Raw genomic sequence first — 19,978 nt, forward strand, 5'->3', positions numbered from 1 at the left:
GCTGGGTGATCAGCGCGTGCCCCGTGGGTGGGCCACACGTGGACGTGGCGGCGGCCGGGTGCTGCGCGGTCCTCGCAGGTCGATGAGTGAGCGTGTCGGCTCCGGCCCGCCGCAGCGTGGGGGTGTCGCTGTGGGTCAGCTCAGCCGAGAGAGGTGAGCAAGGTTGTGAGGGTTCGGGTTTCGGTCGCCGGGTCGGGTTTGCTAGCGCGCAGCGCTTTGAGCGCGTTGTCGATCTGGCCGTCGAGGACACCCCATGCGGCTTTGTCCATGGGCTGCAAGGTGTCTTGGTCCTGGTCCCAGGCTGTTTCGAGGTCTTTGATCCGGGCCTTCGCCTCGTTCTGTGCTCCGGCTTGCACCTTGGTCAGGGTGTCCTGGGTGATGGTGCGGAACTTGGCGATCTCGCTCGGCGGGAACTGTGCAGTCCTCTGCCCGGGCGCCATCGTCGCGGAGGCGGGCGCGGCTTCTTCGTCGCTCGCGGACGCGGTGCTGTGCGGTTGAGCCGACGCCCACACCAGCAGCACCCCGGCCAGCGCCGTGAGGACCGCGTAGTACCCGAGCATGATCTGCTCGCGGGCTGGGTTGGCGGCGACGGTTGCTGCCGGTTGCTGGTCGATGACGTCGCGGCGGCTGCGGGTGAGGTAGATGACGGTGGCGAGGATCGCGGCGAGGAAGATGACGCTGGTGAGGGCGGTACCCACGCCTAGGCCGCGGTCGGCGGTAGGGGAGGCGAACCAGTCGCCGAGGTTCGCTCCCAGCGGCCGGGTCAGGATGTAGGCGAGCCAGAACGACAGCACGGCGTTGGCGCCCAGCCGCCACCCGAGCATGATCGCCGCGATCAGACCGGCCGGCAGCAGCACCGAGACGCCCGGGCCCCACCCGGTGAATGCCAGCGTCCAGTCGCCTGCCGCGGTGCCGAGCGCGAAGGTGACCAGAACGGCGAGCCAATAGAACAACTCGCGCGGTGTGGTGACGATGCTGTGGATCGACAGTGTCCGCTCCCGCACGAACCAGACGCTGAACACGACCGCCAAGACCGCGGCGAAGACGCTGGTGCTCACCGCAAGGGGAACAGAGAGGTTGTCGGTGAGGATGTCGGTGTACAGAGTGCCCGTCACACTGAGCACGACGACGGTCAGCCAGTACACGAACGGCACATAGCGGTCCAGGCGCAACTGCCAGCCCAGCACCGCGGCGAGCACCACGGTGAACAGCAATGCCGTCAGGTTCAGACCCACGCCCAGCGACATGTTGATCCAGTCGGCGAAGCTCTCCCCGACGGTGGTGCACAGGATCTTGATGATCCAGAACCACGCAGTGACTTCGGGCACCTTGCTGAGCATGCGTCCGGTCGCGCCGACCCTGGAATTCATTATCTTCGTCACGGCGTGCACCGTAGTGATCGGTCGCTGTGACAGCGCTGAGAAACCGTTGGCCGGCAGGAAAACCTCGGCCATGCGTGCGGTAGAGCAATGATCAAGGTCTGTGGATGACGGGAAGGGCGCACCTTCCCGGATGATCTGCGTAGTCCGAAGTCATTGATCATGCCGGCGCGCCAACGCCGGTCGGGAAGGTACGTCCGTGCTCACGGTAGTTCAGAAACACGCAATCAACCAACGACAGTGCCAGCTCGAGCCTGTCGTTGCTCGATGAGATCGTCCGCGACGGCGCCCGCCAGATGCTCGCCGCCGCGTTGCGGGCCGAGGTCGCCGCTCATATCGCGCAGTTCGCTGACCAGGTCGACGAGAATGGTCACCGCTTGGTGGTCCGCAACGGCTACCACGCCGAGCGGGAGGTTCTCACTGCGGCGGGCGCGGTGACCGTGCAGGCACCACGAGTCAACGACCAGCGCGTCGACCCCGACACCGGTGAGCGGCAGCGGTTTTCCTCTGCAATTCTGCCTGCGTGGGCGCGCAAGTCGCCGCACCTGACGGAGATGCTGCCGTTGCTGTATCTGCATGGTCTGTCGTCCGGCGATTTCGGGCCTCCGTTGGAGCAGTTCCTCGGTACTGGGGCCGCGCTGTCGGCCTCGATCACACGGTTGACCGGCCAGTGGCAGGACGAGGCCAAGGCGTTCGCGGCTCGGGACCTGTCGGGTGTGGACTACGTGTACCTGTGGGTCGACGGCATCCACCTGAAAGTGCGTCTGGAACAGCAGAAACTCTGCTTGCTGGTGATGATCGGGGTCCGCGGCGACGGCCGCAAGGAGCTGGTCGCGTTGACCGACGGCTACCGGGAATCCATGGAGTCGTGGGCGGATCTGCTGCGGGATTGCCGCCGCCGCGGCGGGATGCGGGCACCGGTGCTCGCGGTGGGCGACAGCGCGCTCGGTTTCTGGAAGGCGCTGCGGGAGGTGTTCCCGGCGACCCGCGAGCAGCGTTGCTGGTTCCATAAAGCAATCGAATGTTCTTGCCGCGCTACCGAAATCGGCGCATCCAGGCGCGTTGGCGGCGATGAAGGGCATCTACCTGGCCGGGGACATCGACAAAGCACAGCTGGCGATCAAGGCGTTCGAGATCGACTACGGTGCAAAATACCCGAAAGCCGTCGCCAAGATCGCCGACGACATCGATGTGCTGCTGGAATTCTACAAGTATCCGGCTGAGCACTGGGTACATCTGCGGACGACCAATCCGATCGAAAGTACCTTCGCCACAGTACGTTTGCGGACCAAGGTCACCAAAGGACCGGGGTCGCGGGCCGCCGGTCTGGCGATGGCCTACAAACTCATCGAAGCCGCCCAAAGTCGCTGGCGGGCGGTCAACGCACCACATCTCGTCGCGCTCGTCCGTAATGGCGCGGTCTTCCACAAGGGAAAGCTGCTCGAACGCCCCACCGACATCACACCCCCAGAAGGAGATGAATCAACCGACGCCGAAGTCGCCTGAAACTACCGCTGCCCGTTCCGAACTCGGACGGCAAGCTGTGGCCCAGTTCTGTGGGGGTTCGCTCAGCGCTTCCAGCAGGCGAAGTGCTGCATCGCGGTCTCGAGGGCTGGATCGCGGGCCGGATTTCCGACGTTGACCCCGCGGAACGTGCGGTTCAAGCGGTGGCGGTGACCATGCCGTTGACCGGGCGGTTGGTGGGACGAGAGACATCGTCGAGGCGATGGAGCACCTTCTGTGGCAGTTCCAATTCCATTCCGGCCAGGTTTTGGTGGAGCTGGTCCAGAGTGCGCGGTCCAACGATGACCGAGCTGACCTCGGCCCGGGTCCGCACCCAAGCCACAGCGACCGCTGTCGGAGTGCTGTCGAGTTCGGTTGCGACGGAGACGACTTCCTCTGCGATGCACAGATTCCGTTCGGTGAGCAGGTCACGCCCCCACGTACTAGCCTGCGGCGCCGGAGAAGCCAACAGGCGACCGATCCTGCTGTCGGAGTCGGGTGCGACCGTGCGGTATCGACCGGTGAGCACACCGGATCCCAGTGGGCTCCACGTCATCGCGCCCAGGCCGTGACGACGGCAGGTGGGTAGAATCTCCGCTTCGATCGTCCGGGCGACCAGAGAGTACTGTGGTTGCAGGCATACGAAGCCGGTGCCGCCGACCCGTTCGGCGGCCAACTGGGCCTCCACGATTTGGGCCGCAGTGAAGTTGGAACACCCGAGATACCGGACTTTGCCGGAGCGTACGAAACCATCCAAGGTCGCCATGGTTTCCTCGATCGGGGTGTCGGGATCCCACTGGTGGCAGTAGTAGATCCAGATCACCACCCCGAGCAGCCCATCGCCGATTGTCTCGGCGATGGTGACGATCAGCGAGATCACCTGTGAATATCGGCGCGGCACCGGATCGGTCTGCAGTCTGGAGTAGAAGTAGCCGAATCCCACCGTGACCAGAATCAGCCGTGTCAGCATGTCGGCCGCTTCATTGTCAAGGATAAAGCGGTACCACGGCGTCAGATACAGCAGCCACGGTGTGCTCAGCATGGCGATCGATGTCACCGGGGGATCGGTCGCAGCGGGCCGCGCGACTCGCGAGCGCGGCGTCGACCCATCGCCGCCGCGAAATTCCGCCGCCGTCACGCAATACTGTCACCCGTTTGCCCAGCGCCAACCCGAACGGCACGACCAGCAGCAACATCAATACCTGCAGGGCCCGCACCCAGAACAGCGTGTCCGCGTACACCCCGACGAAACTCATCGTCGCCAACACCCATACGCCGAGCCCCAACCCCAGGAAACACCACACACGCGGCCCACCCACACCCCCACCAGCACCCACCGCAGCGGCATTACTGCGCCAATAGCGAAACCCTAACCCGATGACGACGACGGTTGTCGACCAATCCCACTGCCAGGAGTCGAGAACACCGAACGCTGTCAACGGAATCTGCTCGTACGCCACAGCCCGAATATCCTCGCATCCGATCAGGGGCAGCAGTCAGCACGCTCTGATCCATCTCCACGGCAGCGCTGAACCACCGCGTATGCGGTGCCGCTCAGTTGGTGGTTGGTGGTGGGTGTCAAGCTGCTGCGACAACTCTCATCCGCACCGGTTGTGGCCGCCGCGGCGCCCGAATTGACCACTCTCTCAGTCGATCTGTCGCCATTCCCTCGGCGGGGGCCTATTTGAACAGGCCGATCGCGCGGGCGATCACCAGTGCGATCGTTATCAGCGACACCGCCGACTGCAGCATCATGATCATCTTGGCGCGGATCGTATACGGCATGACGTCGGTGGGACTGAACGCGGTCGCGTTGGTATAGGCAAGATAGAGGTAGTCGGGGAAGCTGGGCATCCAGCCCACCAATGCGGGATCGGGGTCCTGCTGCTGCGGGAACACGAAATCGCGATGACAGATCGCACCCCGGGACCCGAGCGGCCCCCCACGGTCGAGCTGCCAATACCACAGCCCGAACACGATCACATTGGTCGCCCAGATCGCGGCGCCGGAGATCAGCAGAACGAACGCGTCGTCCTGCTGGCCTTGAACGATCTGGGTGACCAGCCGGATCGCCGACCACCCGTTGGTCACGGTGATCATCGCGGTGAGCAGGACCATCATCCGCCGCAACCACCGTGTCGGACGAGCGCGGTTACGCGGATCGGCGACCACCAGGCCGGCGAGCAGGACGAGCTCGAGGCCGGGCACCAAGCGATGCCCCGGCGTGAAACTGTTCGGCAGGCACACCTGTAGCGCGACCGCGACGACGACCGCCGCGGCGACCGGCCATCGTGACTGCACGATCCGGGTCAACGCTGGTGAGGGTTGCTGCTCCTCGGCGATATCGAGCAGCCGCTCGGTTTTGCGCAGCTGTTCCTGCAACTGCCGCAGCGCCTGACGCGCCGTCAACCCGCCCGGCTCTGCCGAGCCGGATCGATCCATCTTGTCCACCGATTACCTCCACTGACCGCTCGGTCTCGCCATCACATGCCGACATCATCGCCGAGAGCCGAATTACCCGCACGATATCCACGATGAACTCTCGCAGTACGATGCCGGACTGGCCGGATACCTTGCGCGCCAGCATGAATCACTATTCCGGCTGCCGCGCCCGCGCTTGCCGTGCCCGCATCATGTGCCCGAATCGTGCGGTTGACAACGCGGCCGGTCACCACAACAGTGGGTGCCGCGTCGAGAGACCTGACGACGCATTCACCGCAGCAAACATAGAGGAACACATGAACGTTCGCCGTTGACCGTCAGCGCTGCCCTCGTAGGATTGACTCTGCTTGCCACACCCATCGCGCTGTCCGACCCACTGCCGATGCCGTCGGGTTCCTCCGGGACCGGTTCTTCTGGGATCGACTCGGGTTCGGCCGCGGTCGGATCCGCGGGTCTGAACCAAACCGGTTCGGTGGGCGGCGCGTTCGCCAACTGCGACGCCGCTCGTGCGGCAGGCCGCGCGCCGCTGTTCCGCGGGGAACCCGGCTACTCCCCGGCCCTGGATCCGGACAACAGCGGGATGGCTTGCCCAACCGTCTAACTCTCGCGGGCTGCTCCCGCCAATTGTCGCCTTGCCGTGTGGCGACCGCGCTCATAGCCGCACAATCGCTGACCTGCATCGCCCGAACAGCGACCACAGCGCGGTCCCTGCAGACGCCACAGGCGGGCTGGCCGGGGCTCGGACTCGAGACAGCAGCACCGACAACTGCGGCAGTGTCGGCCGTGCCGATCCAGTTCGTCAACGCCACGTACTCCTGCGAAATCAACTGGTCGACAACGAGATTCGCGCCACCGATCGTGGCCCTCCGCAGGTGCCCGGTCTTCGTGCCACGACGATGTCGTCGCGTACTGGTCACCATCGATCGTATCCACGTGAATACCGCAGCTGTTGCGGGTTGCGGCCGATGAGTGCCGTGGTGGCCTCGGCGATGGGGGCAACCGCCGGTGGCGCGGTGTTCGCGAGTTCGCTGCGCGCCCGGTGCGAGATCCGGACCAGTAGGGCGATGCTGATGTAGTTGGCCAGCAGTGAGGAGCCACCGTAGGACATGAACGGTGTGGTGATGCCGGTCAGCGGGATCAGTTTGGTGACTCCGCCCACGACCACGAACAGCTGCCAGCCGATCGCGAACGCCAGGCCGCCCGCGAGCAGTGTTCCGAACAAATCACGAACGGTCAGTGCCGCTTTGAAGCCGCGCATGGTGAGTATCAGGAATACCATGATGACGGCGGTCAGCCCGATGAGGCCGAGTTCCTCGCCGATGGTGGAGATCATGAAATCGGTCTTGGCGAACGGTACGTCCTGCGGGCGACCGGTCCCCAGGCCGTCGCCGCCCAGCCCGCCGGTGGCCATCCCGAACAATGCTTGCGAGATCTGATAGCCATTGCCGAAGTAGCTGGCGAACGGGTCCTGCCAGACTTGCACGCGCACCCGGACATGTGCGAACAGGTGATAGGCGATCGCGCATCCGATCGTGAACATGACTATCCCGATGAGCAGCCAGGAAACCCGGTTCGTCGCGATATAGATCATGGCCAGCACGGTGCCGAACACCAGCAGCGAGAACCCGAGGTTCTTCTCCACCACCAGCACGAGCACCGCGATACCGGTCACGACCAGCAGCGGCGCCAGGTGGCGTGCCTTCGGGATCGTCATGCCCCACACGCGGGTGCCCGCGGCGGCGAACAGTTCACGGTTGGCCACCAGGAACGCGGCGACGAAGATCAGCAACGCCACCTTCGCGAACTCACCGGGCTGAACCGAGAAGCCGTGCAACCGAATCCAGCTCTTGCCACCGTTGACCTCGCTGATACTGCTCGGCAGTACCGCCGGGATCATGAGCAGCACCACCCCGGCCAGGCCGAAGGTGTAGCCGTAGCGCGACAGCACGCGATGGTCCCGGATCGACACCAGAACGGCCGCGAACAGCGCGACACTCACGATCGTCCAGATCAACTGATGAGCAACGTCCGGCGTCGGGACCGGCTCGCCGTCTGCGACCGCGCGTGCCGCCTCGGCGTGATCGAGCCGATCGATCAGCACCAACCCCAGCCCATTGAGCAGTGCCACGCACGGCAGGATCAACGGATCCGCGCCATCGGCCCATCGGCGTACCACCAGGTGCGCCGCCACCGTCACAACCGCGAATAACGCCAAGTCTCGCGGCACGTACCCTTCGATGCCCGAACCCGTGCCGATCGCCATCAGACACCACGCCACTGCCGTGATCACCAACGCGAGCACCAACAGCAGCAACTCCGCCCGCCGTGCACGCCCAGGACTACCGCTCACGCCGCCAGCAGGGAGTCCGGTCCGATCAGGAGCAGCAATCACATCACCAAGTATCCGCGCGAGGACCACTGAAATGCTGGGTTAACTCACCACGGGAATGGCATCCATCCCGCGCCTACGCAACGGCACCAATCGCGACTCCCACGACGCCCTCGATGGCACCGACTGATGGTGGCTGGAGACCGGATCGGTCACGCGTGCCGATCTCAAATACCAAGGCAGTGATGCCGGAGCACGGTCAACGGCCGCGATGGCGGCGGACCCGTAGTGGCGGTCGTTTCGCCTACCACAACGCCCCGGATGGCGCGTGTAGAGCAGCATAGAAACCGACTTCGGCGCAGGTGCTCGTCTTGTCAGGCGCGGCCACCGATGAGCATCAGGGTGAACAACAATGCCTCGGCGATCATCAATACGGTGCCGACGATGCCGAGGATGAGTCCGACGGTGGCTGCGTGGGATCTTCGGTCCCCGATCGACGGATCGATGGCAGTCGGCGCTGGACCCGCGACCGCGAACGTCCCGGCCACGGGCATCCGCAGCTCGGTGCAGCTGTCTAGCGGCGAGTTCGCGGCTGTCGCTGACGTGGACGACCACCGCTGAGCGCCCTGGGGTCGAACCTCACTCGATAACATCGGTGCGGCCGGACCTCAATCCGTTGCCGGTTTCTTCCTGTCGCGACGGTCGGCGGGTGCGGAGACTTGTTCTGGATAGCTCGTCAGGTCATTTCGGCGTCCCGCTGGGGGGGTATTCGTTGATATCCGGGGTGCACGCCGGGGGTTAGGTGCTGTTGCTCGGCGATGCGTTCGAGCAGGGTGGCGAGTTGTTGGTATTCGTTGCTGTCGAGGCTTGCGAGCAGGTCGGTCTCGTGGGTTTTGGCCAGTTGCCACATCTGAGCCAGTTGTTGCTGGGCGGCGGGGGTGAGGTGGAGTTCGTGGTTGCGGCGGTCGGTGGGGCTGCGTCGGCGTTCGACCAGGCCTTTGCTGTCGAGGCTATCGATGAGGGTGACGACGCGGCTGGGGACTACGCCGAGTTGGGTGGCCAGTGCGCGTTGGCTGAGGCCGGGGTTGGTGGCGATCAGCCGGAGTAGGCCCACATCCGGGGGTGTGAGGCCGAGGTCGGCGATGCGTTCGGCGAATCGTTGGGCGGCGTGCGCGCCGATCTGGGCGAGCAGGAATGCCACCGCGCGTGGCGGGTTCGGTGGCGGCGTGTGGTTTTCGCCCTCTTGCCTTGCTTCGGTCACTGCGCTAGCGTACACACCACGCAATCGTTCATCATAGTGAATGATTCAGTTGAGAGAATGGACTGTCATGGCGCAATCGCCACCCTTGCCCGGGCAAACGCGACATCGGCAATCGCAATCCGAACCGCCACTCGGCGTGCTCGCCGTCATGACCACCGCCGGCGCGGCATTTCTGCTGCCAATTGCCCGATTCGCAGGACTGGCGTGGCTGATCGCCGCGGGTTTCGTACTGCCGACGCATCGCCCACACCCGACCGCTGTCATCGACCGGAACGAAACGGAGTGAATATGAATGCCGAAGTGATCGAGAAGCTGGTGCGATTCCAGCAGCCGGAGAAGGTGCTGCCCTATCTGAACGGGCTCGACGAGGCACGCACCGCGGGGCTCTTCGGCCTCGATCCCGTCGAATATCGCGATCTGCGTGCTGGATTCACCGAACGGGCACGACAGGCTGCCGTCGAGTTGCTGGAGAATGCCGAGTTGGCCGCGCAAGTGGACCGGCTCCCGTTCGCATCGGGCCAGCATGTCATTGCCTTGGGGGAGAGTTCGACCGCAGATCGCCTGTCCTGGTTCGAGATTCTGCGCCAGCTGCTGGCCATTCGACGCCCTGAAGACGCCCTCGAGCTGACGAATCTGGCGGTATCGGGTTGCACCACAACGCAAGCGCTGAGCGTGCTGCCGAGCCTGAGCTTCCACCGACCCGACTGGGTGCTGTGCCAGCTCGGCGCGAACGACGCCCAGCGTCTGGGCGGTGCCGAAGGCCCCAGACTGGTCAGCGCGCTGGAGACGGCGCGCAATCTGCTGTTACTGCGTGACCGCGGCATCGAACTCACTGCGGCACGCTGGGTTTGGCTCACTCCGATCGCGATCGAGGAAAGCCGGGCAGCCGCATTCCCGCATTTTCAGCGAGCCCAAATCGCCTGGGTCGCTGCGGATATGGAGCAGACCGCGCGCCTGGTGTCCGGGCTACCGGAACCGACCGTCGACGCCATTTCGATCACCACGCCGGCACCGGGCGCGGCAATCCATCTGGACGACGGCGTGCACCTGAGCATCGTCGGCCAAAAGGCGGTCGCGGCTGCGGTCGTGGCGAGACTGGCCCAACTTTCCTGAACTGATTCGGTGAGGAGGATCGTGGTGGATCTCGAGGGAGTCGGTTCGGGCCCCGTGGTTGGTTATGTAGACGAGTCGGCTCGGGTAAGTGCGCGCCGGTGGAGCGTGCTCGTGGTGGTTTCGTTGGCGCAGTTGATGATTGCCCTCGATGCGACGGTGATGAACGTTGCCCTGCCGTCCGCGCAGGCCGACCTCGGGTTTTCCGATTCCGATCGGGGGTGGGTGATCACCGCCTACACCTTGGCCTTCGGTGGGTTGCTGCTGATCGGCGGCCGCGTCTGCGATGTGCTCGGGCGCAGGCGGGCCTTCCTGGTGGGGCTGACCGGGTTCGCGGCCGCGTCGGGTGTGGCGGGAGCCGCGCCGAACCTCGCCGTACTGGTGGCGGCGCGGGCGGCGCAAGGCGTGTTCGGCGCGCTGCTCGCGCCGACGGTGCTGGGCTTGGTGAGCGTGACGTTCACCGATCCGCGTCAGCGCGCGAAGGCATTTGCGGTCTTCGGTGCGATCGCGGGCGGCGGTGGCGCCGTCGGACTGGTGCTCGGTGGGCTACTCACGCAGACCCTGAGCTGGCGCTGGTGCTGCTACATCAACATCGCTCTGGTCGGCGCCGTAATCGCGGGCGGCTGGTACCTGCTGTCGGGCGATCGAGGGGCGTACCGGGGAAGACTGGACATCGTCGGCGCGGTTCTGATCACCGTTGGTGTCACCGCAGTGGTCTTCGGTGCCTCCCAGGCTGCGACGTCCGCCTGGACTTCGGGGTCGGTGCTCGTTTCTTTAGTGGGTGGAACGGTCGCGTTGGTGGTGTTCTGGCTGTGGGAGTCCAGGGTCGCTGATCCACTGCTGCCGCTGGCGCTGTTCAAGGATCGGAACCGGGCGGGGGCGTGGTTGACGGTGGCCAGTGCGGTGGCCGGATTGCTTGCGCTGTCCCTGTTTCTGACCTACTACCTGCAATCGGTGCTCGGATACAGCCCATTGCGTGCCGGGATGGCCTTCCTGCCGCTGTCGCTGGCGGTGTTCGGCTCCGCGCAACTCATTTCGGGACCGCTGACGACCCGGCTGCCGCCACGCGCACTCATTGTTCCCGGCCTGCTCGCTGCGGCCGTCGCGATGCTGCTGCTCACCCAGCTGACGCCGACCAGCCGCTACTTCACCGGCGTGCTGCCTGCCCTGTTACTGCTCGGCGCGGGGATGGGATGTGTTTTCGCACCTGCGATCAACGTTGCGACCGCGGACGTGCCACCTAGGCAAGCCGGGGTGGTCGCCGCCGCTGTCAACGCGGGCCAGCAGGTCGGTGGCTCGTTAGGCGTGGCGGTCCTCAATACCGTGGCCGCGGGTGCTACTGGGCGGTCCCTCAGCCGACACCCGCAGCAGTTTCCGGTCGTGGCTGTAGTCCACGGCTACACCACCGCGGCCGCGTGGGCGGCCGCGCTGCTATTCCTCGCCGCGCTTACGGCGGGCCTACTCATCAACCGTCGAGCGGCGGGGCATCGCAACGCAGGCTGACCAGCTCGCCCCGAAGCTATCCATCGGATCCGGATACCGCCGGGTCGAACAACCCATCGAAGGAGAGATATGAATACCCAGGATCAGGTGCGCGAACTCTGTCAGCGCTGGGCCGAGGCCGAACAACTCGAAGACGTTGCCGCTCTCGACGAACTGTCCACCGCCGATTTCGCCCTGGTCGGGCCCGCCGGATTCGTGCTCGACAAGACGGCGTGGCTGGACCGCTACCGAACCGGCGCCCTACGCACTCGATCCCTGACCTGGCAGGACGAGGTCAGCGTGCGCGACTACGGCACAGCAGCGATCGCGATCGGCCGACACATCCAAGAGGCCGACTACCAGGGGAATGCGGCCGGTGGCCGATTCCGGAGTACGCACATCGCGGTACTGCGCGACGGTCGATGGCTACTGGCAGGCCTGCACCTGAGTCCCAGCGTCAGGCCCTAGCAGGAAGGCGATCTCCACCCGCACCTTCACCCGCATGGACGCGGCATTTCCGCTGACTATTCGCCAGACCGGTTCGGTTCATCGCCGCCGGTTTCACGCTCCGAAATGCCGCGTCCATACAAATACTTTCACCAATCGACACGAAGTGGAGTGGACATGGACGCCGAGCCGACCGAGAAACTGGTGCGGTTCCAGCAGCCCGATAAGGCGCTGCCCTACCTGAATGGTCTCGACGAGGCGCTCGTTGCCGAGCTGCTCGGGGTCGATGCTGTCGAATATCGCCCCCTGCGTGACCAATTCGCGGATCGGGTGCGCCAGGCTGCTGCCACGCTGCCCGAGGATGCCAACCTGGCCGCTCAGGTGGATCGGCTGCCGATCGCCCCGGACCAGCATGTTGTCGCGCTGAGCGGAAAGCTCCACCGCTGATCACATGTCCGGTGACTAAATAAATTTCGACTCCGGTCGCGCTATACGCACCGGACGACGGAGAGGTGAGCTCATGAATGTTCTGGTGGTGGGTGCCGCGGGCCGCACTGGCGGCCTGCTGGCCGAACGGGCACTGCGTGAGGGCCACACCGTCACCGCACTGGCCCGCGACCCGAGCCGGGTGACCACACGCCCCGGCCTGACCGCGGTGCGCGGCGACGTGCGCGATTCGGCCGATCTGGCGGCGGCTATGCCGGGGCAGAACGCGGTCGTGGTGGCACTGGGCGTGCGCGGGCGCGGCGCGACCACGGTGTTCTCCGAGGGCCTCGGCAACGTAGTCGCCGCAGCAGGGACGGCTGGGACGAGGCGGCTGATTGTCATGTCGTCGGCGGGCCTGTCCACCGACCAACTGCCGTTCTTCCAGCGCCAGGTCACCCGGCTGGTGGCATCGCGCGTCTACGGCGAAATCCACGCCGACCTGGCCCGGATGGAGGCGGTGGTGGCCGACTCGGGGCTCGATTGGACGATCCTGCGCGCGCCGATGCTCAAGGACGGCGAGCCGACGTACACGTACCAGGTATCGGTGGGCGGCCATCTCGGCAAGGCGGCCACGGCGGTGCGGGCCGACGTCGCGGACTGGATCGTACGGAACTTGGCGGAGCCGGCCACCTACCGGCAGCGGGTCGAGATTGCCGGATAGCGCCCGAACCGCACTGTAGGACATGCAGCACGCGGAGAGACCGTCCCCGACGCCCAAGCGGAACGCCAGTACGGCAGCGACGGGGGGAAGCCGGGCCCACCCTCGGTCTCCTACGGCAGATCGACCTCAACCTGCTGCTGGACATCGGGCACTGCCGGGGCCGGCCCCCGGTGTGAAAGTGGTAGAGGTTGCCGACCAGTCGTCGGGATCGCTGCCCGCCTCGTCCGCCAGTCGTGTGTTGAAAACACGATCATTTTACGACACTGTGTGGAGCTGGAAGCGATGCTGGCCCATCTGTCTCCGCCTGACCTGCTACTCGTGGAGCGAGTCAGCGCCGTCAGGGCACATCCAACACACTTGCCGGAACCCCATAGGGCAGAAACCGCACCCGACGGCGATCATCGGTGTTATAGCGATGCGCGCGTAAGGCCTCGAGCTCGCTCGGAAAGACCTGGTCAACCCTAGCCTCGCCGATGTCATCGATGCTGTAGATCGCCCACACCCCGCTGCCGGTCTCACCGGTGGTCTCGCCCTCGGGTTTCGGTGGACGTGGCCGTTGCGGTTGGACGAACTGACCGAGCAGCGACGCCAGTGAACTGACGCTCGCGTGATCTACGCGATCCAGGTACACGCTGGCTTTCCCGAGCAGGTCGCGGAGCTCGGTTCCCGCCCCACGCAGTGCGCGTTCGAAATCTTCCGGATCGATGCCGAAAGGCCCGTTGGTTGGCATCGCAGGTGCTCCTGGGGATGAGGTGGGCGCTACGTCCTCAGTATCCTCGCGAAACGCCGACTTCGCCACGCCGACTTCGCCCGTCCTCGACGCCGTCACGCTTCCCCATGTGGGGGCGATCTCACCGGTGGGTAGCCGCCCTCGGTGATATCTCGACGCTTCGTCGGAGGGAACGCTGGCCGACAACCTCGGAGTACATCTCAGGGGGTCGACCCCCTCCGGGGGGTGGGGAACAGGCACGTGGACATCCTCCCAGGCAGCAGACGCCGCCTCAGCTCAGGTGACTAGGAAAGATCAGGCAGCATTCCGGAGCGATGCTACGGCGCTCCGCACCGCAGGGGTCAAGATCGGATTCCCTCCCCGCCTGAAGGCCGGGATTCCCTCCGAAGAAGAGGATGGGCAACGTCGAGCGGCCGGAACGCGTTGATGCCGGTGGTGTCCTCGCAACGACCGGAGACTTCCGCGCGGTGCACGTCGTAGGCGGCCAGGTAGGCGATAGCGCCACGCCGCTTGTAGGTGTGGTTGACCCGCAGCGTGCGGGAGCGGCCGGGCGGGAGCGTGCGATGGCATCGGCAGCGGGCCTGGATGGAGGTCTTCTCATCGGCAGAAATCACGTAATCGTCTGCACCCAATGGTTTTCCATTCCAGATGCGGGCATACAGGTCAAGCACCCGTTCGGCTTTGGTGGCGAAGTGGGGATCGGTGATGAAGATCCATGACCGATGTCACCAGGGTTTGAGGGCGTCCTGCTACTGGTGCCAGCCATGATCATGGACCCAGACACTCGCTGATAGGCCGGTAAGCGGCATTACCGCCGTTCGCTGATGATTGGCATCAATCTGTCGCCCAGGCGGGCAGAGGTTCACGCGCCGACAGCCACTGCTCCGGTATCCCGCGTATCTTGCCTCGACTCCCGACCCCTGTGTGTGCTGCCACGATTCCACCGACGATCGCGGCCGTCGTGTCCACATCCCCACCGGCCTCGACGCACGCGGTGACGGCGGCCGGATAATCATCGAGAAAGGTAGCGGCTGCCCACAGGGTGAACGGCACCGTGTCCTGGGCGCTGACCTGTGCGCCGTTGCCGAGCTCGTAAGCTGCTTCGGCTACCGATCGGCCGAGTAGCTTCCGGGCTCGCCGTACACCGTTCGCGGTCCGACCATCGACCAGATACGGCTCAACCACGTGCAGTAATTCGCTTGGTGCACAGCCCTTTCCGCGAGTCGCCGCAGCGTGGCTCGCCGCGGCGGCGACCGCCATGGCACCCACGATCGCTTCCGGATGCCGATGGGTGACCTCGGCCGACAGCGCGGCCTGCGCTGCCGCTCGGCCCGGGTCTCCGGCGAAGTACGCCCCGAGCGGGGCGACCCGCATCGCAGCTCCGTTTCCCCACGACCCGCGACCGTCGAAAACAGCGCCTGCCGCTTCATCCCAGGGCCGCCCGTCGCGAATCTCGTGCAGCACAACGACTGTGCCGCCGCCGTAGCCACGATAAGGTTCGCAGCGATCGGCGAATACGGCCGCGAGCGCGTCCCGCTCGACGCAGCCGCGGCTGCGGACTTCCGAATACACCGAACAGGCCATCTCGGCGTCGTCAGTCCACTGCCACGGAGCTGCTGGCGGTCGCCCGGCGAGCAGATCAGCTACGGAGCGGCCGGGCACAAAGAACTGAGCACCCAGCGCATCACCGACGGACAAACCCTCGAGGCTGTTATAAGCGGTATCGGAAACCAACGGCATACGGTAGCCAATAATGCCAACCGCAACCAGCTACCGCAACACTCGGCAAGAGCAAGCGGCACAACGGTCCACAGCTGCATTCCGCCGTATGACGCCGCGGTCGACTGGCGTGCCGGTAGACGAAACCAAGTGCCGCCGATCACGCCTCGGAAGCCCGCCCGTCTGGCGATCGCGACGAGCCCTGCGTGTCAGCGCGATCAGCAGCGTGAGCCGATGTTCGGCGCGGACTGTAGTCAGTGTTCGACGGTCATGCTGCTGTCGGTGTGCAGGATGGCGACGGGACTGTCCTCACATCGGCATGACCGTCGCCTGCACCTACGTCGGTCGAGCTTGCCCGGTGGTCGACGCGCGCTGCGGTGATCGGTCATTTCCGACCCGGGCCGCCGTTGGCGCCGCCTTTTGGCATGGCTACCATCGGACGCGATGCATGTTGACTTGATGCTCGATTCACTCGATGGGCTGTCTGTGGGGGATGCGTTGGGTGCGGAATTCCCCATCATGAGGCGGTCTATTCCGGATCTTGGGGCAGGCAATCTCCCGGCCGGACCGTGGGGGTGGACCGACGACACCGAAATGGCATGCACCGTAGTTGCCGAACTCTGCAGTCACGGTGGGATCGACCAGGATCGGCTTGCCGCCGCCTTTGCGCGACGGTTCGACCCGCGCCGTGACTACGGCTTCTTAGCGGTCGGCACATTGCGTCGAATCCGGGACGGCGTCCACTGGCGGGAGGCGGCCGGAGCCGTGTTCGATCACCAGGGTTCCTGTGGCAACGGTGCGGCCATGCGGGTCGCCCCGCTGGGTGCCTTTTATGCCGGGGATCCGGAAAGAGTTGCCGCCGAAGCAGTCCGGTCAGCGCAGGTGACGCATCTGCATCCCGAAGGGGTCCTCGGCGCGGTCGCGGTGGCACTTGCGGCCGGTCAGGCCGCTCATGCCCGCCTGATCGGGACTCGGCCCACACCAACGGAATTCATTACCACGGTCCTGGATCGCCTCGACGACGGTGATACGAGCCGACTGATTCGCCGTGCTCGCACTCTGCTCGGAGTCTCCGCCGAGGAGGCCGCGGATGAACTCGGCAACGGATCTCTGGTCACCGCGCAGAACACGGTGCCGTTCACGATGTGGGTCGCGGCAAAGCATCTGGACGACTACCCGGCCGCGATTACCACATGTATTGCGGCAGACGGGGATATCGACACCACCAGTGCCATCGTCGGCGGGATCGTCGCCGCCTACACCGGCAGCCGCTCCGGTTCGATCGTCGGGGTGCCGCAGACGTGGCTTGCCGCGCGAGAACCCTTGCCCGGTTGGTTCACCCCGGTCCGCCGAACACGACGGCGCGGCCGCGTTCGACGATGGTTATCCGGCGCGTCGGAAGGATAACCAACCGGTCGATCTCGCTGGTCATCGGCAATGGTGGAGGTATGCGGGCCGTCCGGCCAGCCGTCTTATCGTGGCCTGGCCGTACGGCCGGAACGCGGCATTACAGTGCGCCATCCGACCTACCTGCTTAGGCTTGGACCTGATCGTGGTTGCCGACGAAGTCCAGGAAGCGCGGAATCACCTGGTCGGGATTTGCCCAGAGCACATCGTGTCCGATGCCCGGATAGATCTCGATGTCCGCCGACGGAATGTGCTTCCGGATCCGGGCCGCCGCGATCTCGGGGTCATTGGCCACCGTCTCGGCGCCGAAGAGCACCAGCATCGGCGCGGTGATGGCGTCCAACTGCTGGTCGGTGAGCGGCTGCTCCCACGGCATGCCCATCCGGAACTTCAAGCACGCCATGACCATTGCGAACTCGTCATCGGCGAGTTCGGTGCCAGGGGTCAGCCGGCGGCCGGGCGCGGCACCAAAGGCAACCTCGACCTGACGAAGATCCAGGCTCCCACGCTGATCGTCTACGGGGAGGACGATCCCATTATGCGGCCGAGCGGGTCCAAGGCACTGGCCAAGGCGATTCGCGGTTCCCGGCTCGTCAGCTACCCACGAATGGGTCATGACCTGCCCAAGTATGTCTGGGCCGACCTCGTCGCGGAGATGTCGAAGTTCGTGTCCGTTAAGTGACATCAGGTTTGTGTTGGTGGAGGTGAGGTCTCGGCTCTCACCTGCATGAGGAAGATGATTGTCGCCGCAGCGGTCACCATCGCGCTGGCAAGCGCGGGAGCGGTGTCGCTGATCGTGAGTGCCAACCCGAGCGTGGTGTCACCCCAGTCGGTCTTGCGAATCTCAGCGTTCGACGGGAAGTCGCGTTCGGATTGAATCCGCTGTCGACGACGTTGTAGGTCACCTGCGGCGTCAGTTTGCCGTGCGCCTGCAGCAGCTGCCAGGTGGCGACACCGGTGTCCATCGCTCCCCCGGCTTGCATGAAGGACCATTCGAAAACGTCTTCGCCGATACGTCCCCATCGCACGATCCCGGCATAACAAGACCCGGCGCCACCTCACACCACGTCCACCCAGAAACCCGGCGCCGACAACCACGGCAGGCCTCAGCCGCCGCGCATTGGCCAGCTACAGCCATGACGATCTACACCGCCCCGCGCGAACCTCCGACCGACCGTGCGGGTGACGTCATTCCTCACGAATTTCGATACCACTTCCAGGGTTGCGGTGCAGGACGAGCGTGCTTCACCGCTGAGGTGTCTCAGCGCCGCCGCATGGTTCGAGTCGTGGCGGCTCGACGGTTGGTGTCTTCCTCGGTCAGGTCGTCAGCGATCCGACCGATTCGCTCACGGACCTCGGGAACCAACATGTTCGCGTGGGCGATGGCAATTGCCCGCGTCCCGGACTCGCAGTCGTCGAGGCATTCAACTGCCCGCCCGTCGGCGAAATCCGCTGCAAGACGGCTCAACGCCGCGGCGCACCGTTCGCGGAGATACGAGTAGACGGTGTTGTCGAAGACATCCTCGACAGCCGCGATACTGGCGACGTGGCCCAGGCGGGCGAGTCCGTCGACCAGGTCGCACTGCGCATAGATGTAGCCGTTGCCCTCGGGCGACTGCCTCCGCTAGGAGCTCGAGCAGCCAAGGAGCGTCGGACGTTTCGGCGATGTCAGCGATCAGGGACAGTGCCGCGGACCCAGCGTAGCCGTCGAGGGCGGTGTTCGCCCTGGCCCAAGCCAGTGCTTGAGGTGAGCGTAGTTTGCCAAGGCATCTCCGCACCGCGACCCGCACGGCGGGCGGGCGATCCTCACCCTGAAGCATGTCCGTCGCGATGCCCAAAAGGGTCGTCTCCCAACGCTCGTCGGTCAGCTCGAGCCCCGATATTGCCGTGATGAGGTTCGACTCGGCCGCCGCTCGCAACACCCGTTCGCGTTCCGCCGAGTCCCGTGCGGCGCGATCAAACGCCGATCGGCCGCCTGCTGGCCGAGACCGTTCGGCCGCTGCGGCGACCCGCTCGATGCGCGCGCTCGCCCGCCTCCAGTCCGGCCAAGGCGGCGCGGACAAGTTGCTGAGCCAACCGATGGTGGACCGCAGCTGTTCGTCATCGGCGACCTCCAGCACGTCATCGAGCAACCCCTCGGCTTCAGGGTGGTCGATGAACGAAATCAGGGAGTCGAGCGCCTGTTCGAGGTCCCGCCCCGAGCGAAGGTAGTACCGCAGCTCGGTGACGCTGCCACCGACACCGCGACGGGCAAGCCGCTCGAAAACGCCTGTAGCGAGCCAGGCGTCGGAGTCTCCGCCGGTGTCCAGCGGTCCGGCATACGCCGCACGCAATCGAGAAAGCTCGACCCCCAAGTCGACGACGAGAGTCGCGTATAGCCAACTGCGTTCCTCGACCTGGTGGTCCCATCGAGGATCGTGAACGATGCAGTCGACCACAAAGTCGCCCGCCATCGCACGCTGCGCATGCGCCTTGCCGTAGCAAGCTCCTCGCCCACGCTGGATCATCCCGAGCAACGTGCTCGGCTCCGCCCACGACGATTCAGCGGACCCCAGGTCGTCCGCATCATCATCACGCCCGAGCACCGGCATGACGCGACCATAGAGCCGCCGAGCCCGAACAGCCACCGGATTTATCGGTCCACAACCCCTCACCGGCACCAGCATGGCGGCCGCCGCCGCGTGCCAGCCGAGCAGCGACATGCGGGTGCCGAGCACGGTGGTGGCGGCGACACCGGTCAACGCCGCCGGGGTATAGGCCTCGGATTCCCAGCGGGACCGATGCCACAGCAGCCGCGATGCGAAGTTGCCCGCGAGCAGGATCCAGACCGTCGTGGCGAGGGCGAGTGCGATCCAGGAAGCGACTTCGAAACCGGTGAGATGCAGGCCGACCGACACGCTTGCGGTGGCCATGACGAACGAGCCTGCCGCGGGCGGGAGATCCTGCCACATCGTTGCGCCATCCGGATATCACATCTCGAGACAGCACTCGGGTCAAGCAACTAGCCAGCAAACAGTTCGGC

20 protein-coding genes and 2 pseudogenes are annotated in these 19,978 nt (G+C 65.4%); 11 read left to right on the top strand and 11 right to left on the bottom strand.

Annotated features, from left to right (window positions below; genetic code table 11):
- Positions 1 to 140: 140 nt before the first annotated feature.
- Complete coding sequence (locus tag ACV7NQ_RS32295) at positions 141 to 1,340, bottom strand: COG4705 family protein (protein ID WP_463365902.1); 1,200 nt, start codon at positions 1,338 to 1,340, stop codon at positions 141 to 143.
- A 238-nt stretch (positions 1,341 to 1,578) separates the two neighbouring features.
- Between ACV7NQ_RS32295 and ACV7NQ_RS32300 the strand changes: the two are divergent.
- Positions 1,579 to 2,885, top strand: a pseudogene (locus ACV7NQ_RS32300) (IS256 family transposase).
- Between the two features lie 154 nt (positions 2,886 to 3,039).
- Here the strand turns inward: ACV7NQ_RS32300 and ACV7NQ_RS32305 are convergent.
- The 3 genes and pseudogenes from ACV7NQ_RS32305 to ACV7NQ_RS32315 form a co-directional block, all read right to left on the bottom strand.
- Positions 3,040 to 3,762 (bottom strand): aldo/keto reductase, encoded by a 723-nt coding sequence (locus ACV7NQ_RS32305; protein WP_463365903.1) that lies wholly within the window; start codon positions 3,760 to 3,762, stop codon positions 3,040 to 3,042.
- Positions 3,754 to 4,342, bottom strand: a pseudogene (locus tag ACV7NQ_RS32310) (cytochrome c oxidase assembly protein); the annotation flags it as partial. The gene ACV7NQ_RS32305 and the pseudogene ACV7NQ_RS32310, both read right to left, overlap by 9 nt.
- Before the next feature lie 220 nt (positions 4,343 to 4,562).
- Positions 4,563 to 5,333, bottom strand: coding sequence for a hypothetical protein (locus ACV7NQ_RS32315; RefSeq protein WP_463357705.1), 771 nt, complete (start codon positions 5,331 to 5,333; stop codon positions 4,563 to 4,565).
- Between the two features lie 301 nt (positions 5,334 to 5,634).
- On the opposite strand from ACV7NQ_RS32315, the gene ACV7NQ_RS32320 reads away from it, so the two are divergent.
- Positions 5,635 to 5,925: an excalibur calcium-binding domain-containing protein gene (locus ACV7NQ_RS32320; protein WP_463357704.1), complete on the top strand. Its 291-nt coding sequence runs from the start codon at positions 5,635 to 5,637 to the stop codon at positions 5,923 to 5,925.
- A 312-nt stretch (positions 5,926 to 6,237) separates the two neighbouring features.
- Here ACV7NQ_RS32320 and ACV7NQ_RS32325 read toward each other — a convergent pair whose 3' ends face one another.
- From ACV7NQ_RS32325 to ACV7NQ_RS32335, 3 genes are all read right to left on the bottom strand, one after another.
- Positions 6,238 to 7,674, bottom strand: a complete 1,437-nt coding sequence (locus ACV7NQ_RS32325; RefSeq protein WP_463357703.1) for an FtsW/RodA/SpoVE family cell cycle protein — start codon at positions 7,672 to 7,674, stop codon at positions 6,238 to 6,240.
- Between the two features lie 353 nt (positions 7,675 to 8,027).
- Positions 8,028 to 8,207 (bottom strand): hypothetical protein, encoded by a 180-nt coding sequence (locus tag ACV7NQ_RS32330; RefSeq protein ID WP_463363030.1) that lies wholly within the window; start codon positions 8,205 to 8,207, stop codon positions 8,028 to 8,030.
- Positions 8,208 to 8,389: 182 nt separating this feature from the next.
- A complete protein-coding gene (locus ACV7NQ_RS32335) occupies positions 8,390 to 8,914 on the bottom strand; it encodes a MarR family winged helix-turn-helix transcriptional regulator (protein WP_463363031.1) in 525 nt (174 codons plus the stop codon).
- A 67-nt stretch (positions 8,915 to 8,981) separates the two neighbouring features.
- Between ACV7NQ_RS32335 and ACV7NQ_RS32340 the strand changes: the two genes are divergently transcribed.
- The 6 genes from ACV7NQ_RS32340 (at position 8,982) to ACV7NQ_RS32365 (ending at position 13,100) form a co-directional block, all read left to right on the top strand.
- Complete coding sequence (locus tag ACV7NQ_RS32340; RefSeq protein ID WP_463363032.1) at positions 8,982 to 9,200, top strand: hypothetical protein; 219 nt, start codon at positions 8,982 to 8,984, stop codon at positions 9,198 to 9,200.
- Positions 9,201 to 9,202: 2 nt separating this feature from the next.
- Positions 9,203 to 10,027: an SGNH/GDSL hydrolase family protein gene (locus ACV7NQ_RS32345; RefSeq protein WP_463363033.1), complete on the top strand. Its 825-nt coding sequence runs from the start codon at positions 9,203 to 9,205 to the stop codon at positions 10,025 to 10,027.
- Between the two features lie 111 nt (positions 10,028 to 10,138).
- Positions 10,139 to 11,527 carry a DHA2 family efflux MFS transporter permease subunit gene (locus ACV7NQ_RS32350; RefSeq protein WP_463361349.1) on the top strand — a complete coding sequence of 463 codons (1,389 nt, stop codon included), beginning with the start codon at positions 10,139 to 10,141 and terminating at the stop codon, positions 11,525 to 11,527.
- A gap of 69 nt (positions 11,528 to 11,596) precedes the next feature.
- Complete coding sequence (locus tag ACV7NQ_RS32355) at positions 11,597 to 11,974, top strand: nuclear transport factor 2 family protein (RefSeq protein ID WP_463361350.1); 378 nt, start codon at positions 11,597 to 11,599, stop codon at positions 11,972 to 11,974.
- Positions 11,975 to 12,130: 156 nt separating this feature from the next.
- Positions 12,131 to 12,400: a hypothetical protein gene (locus ACV7NQ_RS32360; protein ID WP_463363034.1), complete on the top strand. Its 270-nt coding sequence runs from the start codon at positions 12,131 to 12,133 to the stop codon at positions 12,398 to 12,400.
- A 73-nt stretch (positions 12,401 to 12,473) separates the two neighbouring features.
- Complete coding sequence (locus ACV7NQ_RS32365) at positions 12,474 to 13,100, top strand: NAD(P)-dependent oxidoreductase (RefSeq protein WP_463361334.1); 627 nt, start codon at positions 12,474 to 12,476, stop codon at positions 13,098 to 13,100.
- Positions 13,101 to 13,437: 337 nt separating this feature from the next.
- Here the strand turns inward: ACV7NQ_RS32365 and ACV7NQ_RS32370 are convergent, their stop codons facing one another.
- Positions 13,438 to 13,830, bottom strand: a complete 393-nt coding sequence (locus ACV7NQ_RS32370; protein WP_463363035.1) for a hypothetical protein — start codon at positions 13,828 to 13,830, stop codon at positions 13,438 to 13,440.
- A 395-nt stretch (positions 13,831 to 14,225) separates the two neighbouring features.
- On the opposite strand from ACV7NQ_RS32370, the gene ACV7NQ_RS32375 reads away from it, so the two are divergent.
- The gene (locus ACV7NQ_RS32375; protein ID WP_463363036.1) at positions 14,226 to 14,549 is read left to right on the top strand and encodes a hypothetical protein; all 324 of its coding nucleotides are present in this window, start codon (positions 14,226 to 14,228) and stop codon (positions 14,547 to 14,549) included.
- Positions 14,550 to 14,664: 115 nt separating this feature from the next.
- Here the strand turns inward: ACV7NQ_RS32375 and ACV7NQ_RS32380 are convergent, their stop codons facing one another.
- Positions 14,665 to 15,570, bottom strand: coding sequence for an ADP-ribosylglycohydrolase family protein (locus tag ACV7NQ_RS32380; RefSeq protein ID WP_463363037.1), 906 nt, complete (start codon positions 15,568 to 15,570; stop codon positions 14,665 to 14,667).
- Between the two features lie 438 nt (positions 15,571 to 16,008).
- On the opposite strand from ACV7NQ_RS32380, the gene ACV7NQ_RS32385 reads away from it, so the two are divergent.
- A complete protein-coding gene (locus ACV7NQ_RS32385) occupies positions 16,009 to 16,956 on the top strand; it encodes an ADP-ribosylglycohydrolase family protein (protein WP_463363038.1) in 948 nt (315 codons plus the stop codon).
- A gap of 127 nt (positions 16,957 to 17,083) precedes the next feature.
- Here the strand turns inward: ACV7NQ_RS32385 and ACV7NQ_RS32390 are convergent, their stop codons facing one another.
- On the bottom strand, positions 17,084 to 17,365 hold the full coding sequence (locus ACV7NQ_RS32390) for an alpha/beta fold hydrolase (protein WP_463366126.1): 282 nt from the start codon (positions 17,363 to 17,365) through the stop codon (positions 17,084 to 17,086).
- Between the two features lie 84 nt (positions 17,366 to 17,449).
- Between ACV7NQ_RS32390 and ACV7NQ_RS32395 the strand changes: the two genes are divergently transcribed.
- Positions 17,450 to 17,638: an alpha/beta fold hydrolase gene (locus ACV7NQ_RS32395; protein ID WP_463365904.1), complete on the top strand. Its 189-nt coding sequence runs from the start codon at positions 17,450 to 17,452 to the stop codon at positions 17,636 to 17,638.
- A 742-nt stretch (positions 17,639 to 18,380) separates the two neighbouring features.
- Here ACV7NQ_RS32395 and ACV7NQ_RS32400 read toward each other — a convergent pair.
- Entirely contained in the window at positions 18,381 to 19,907 is a 1,527-nt protein-coding gene (locus tag ACV7NQ_RS32400) for a TDT family transporter (RefSeq protein ID WP_463363039.1), read from the bottom strand.
- Between the last annotated feature and the right edge of the window lie 71 nt (positions 19,908 to 19,978).

Source organism: Nocardia sp. Tas62D01 (assembly GCF_055232035.1).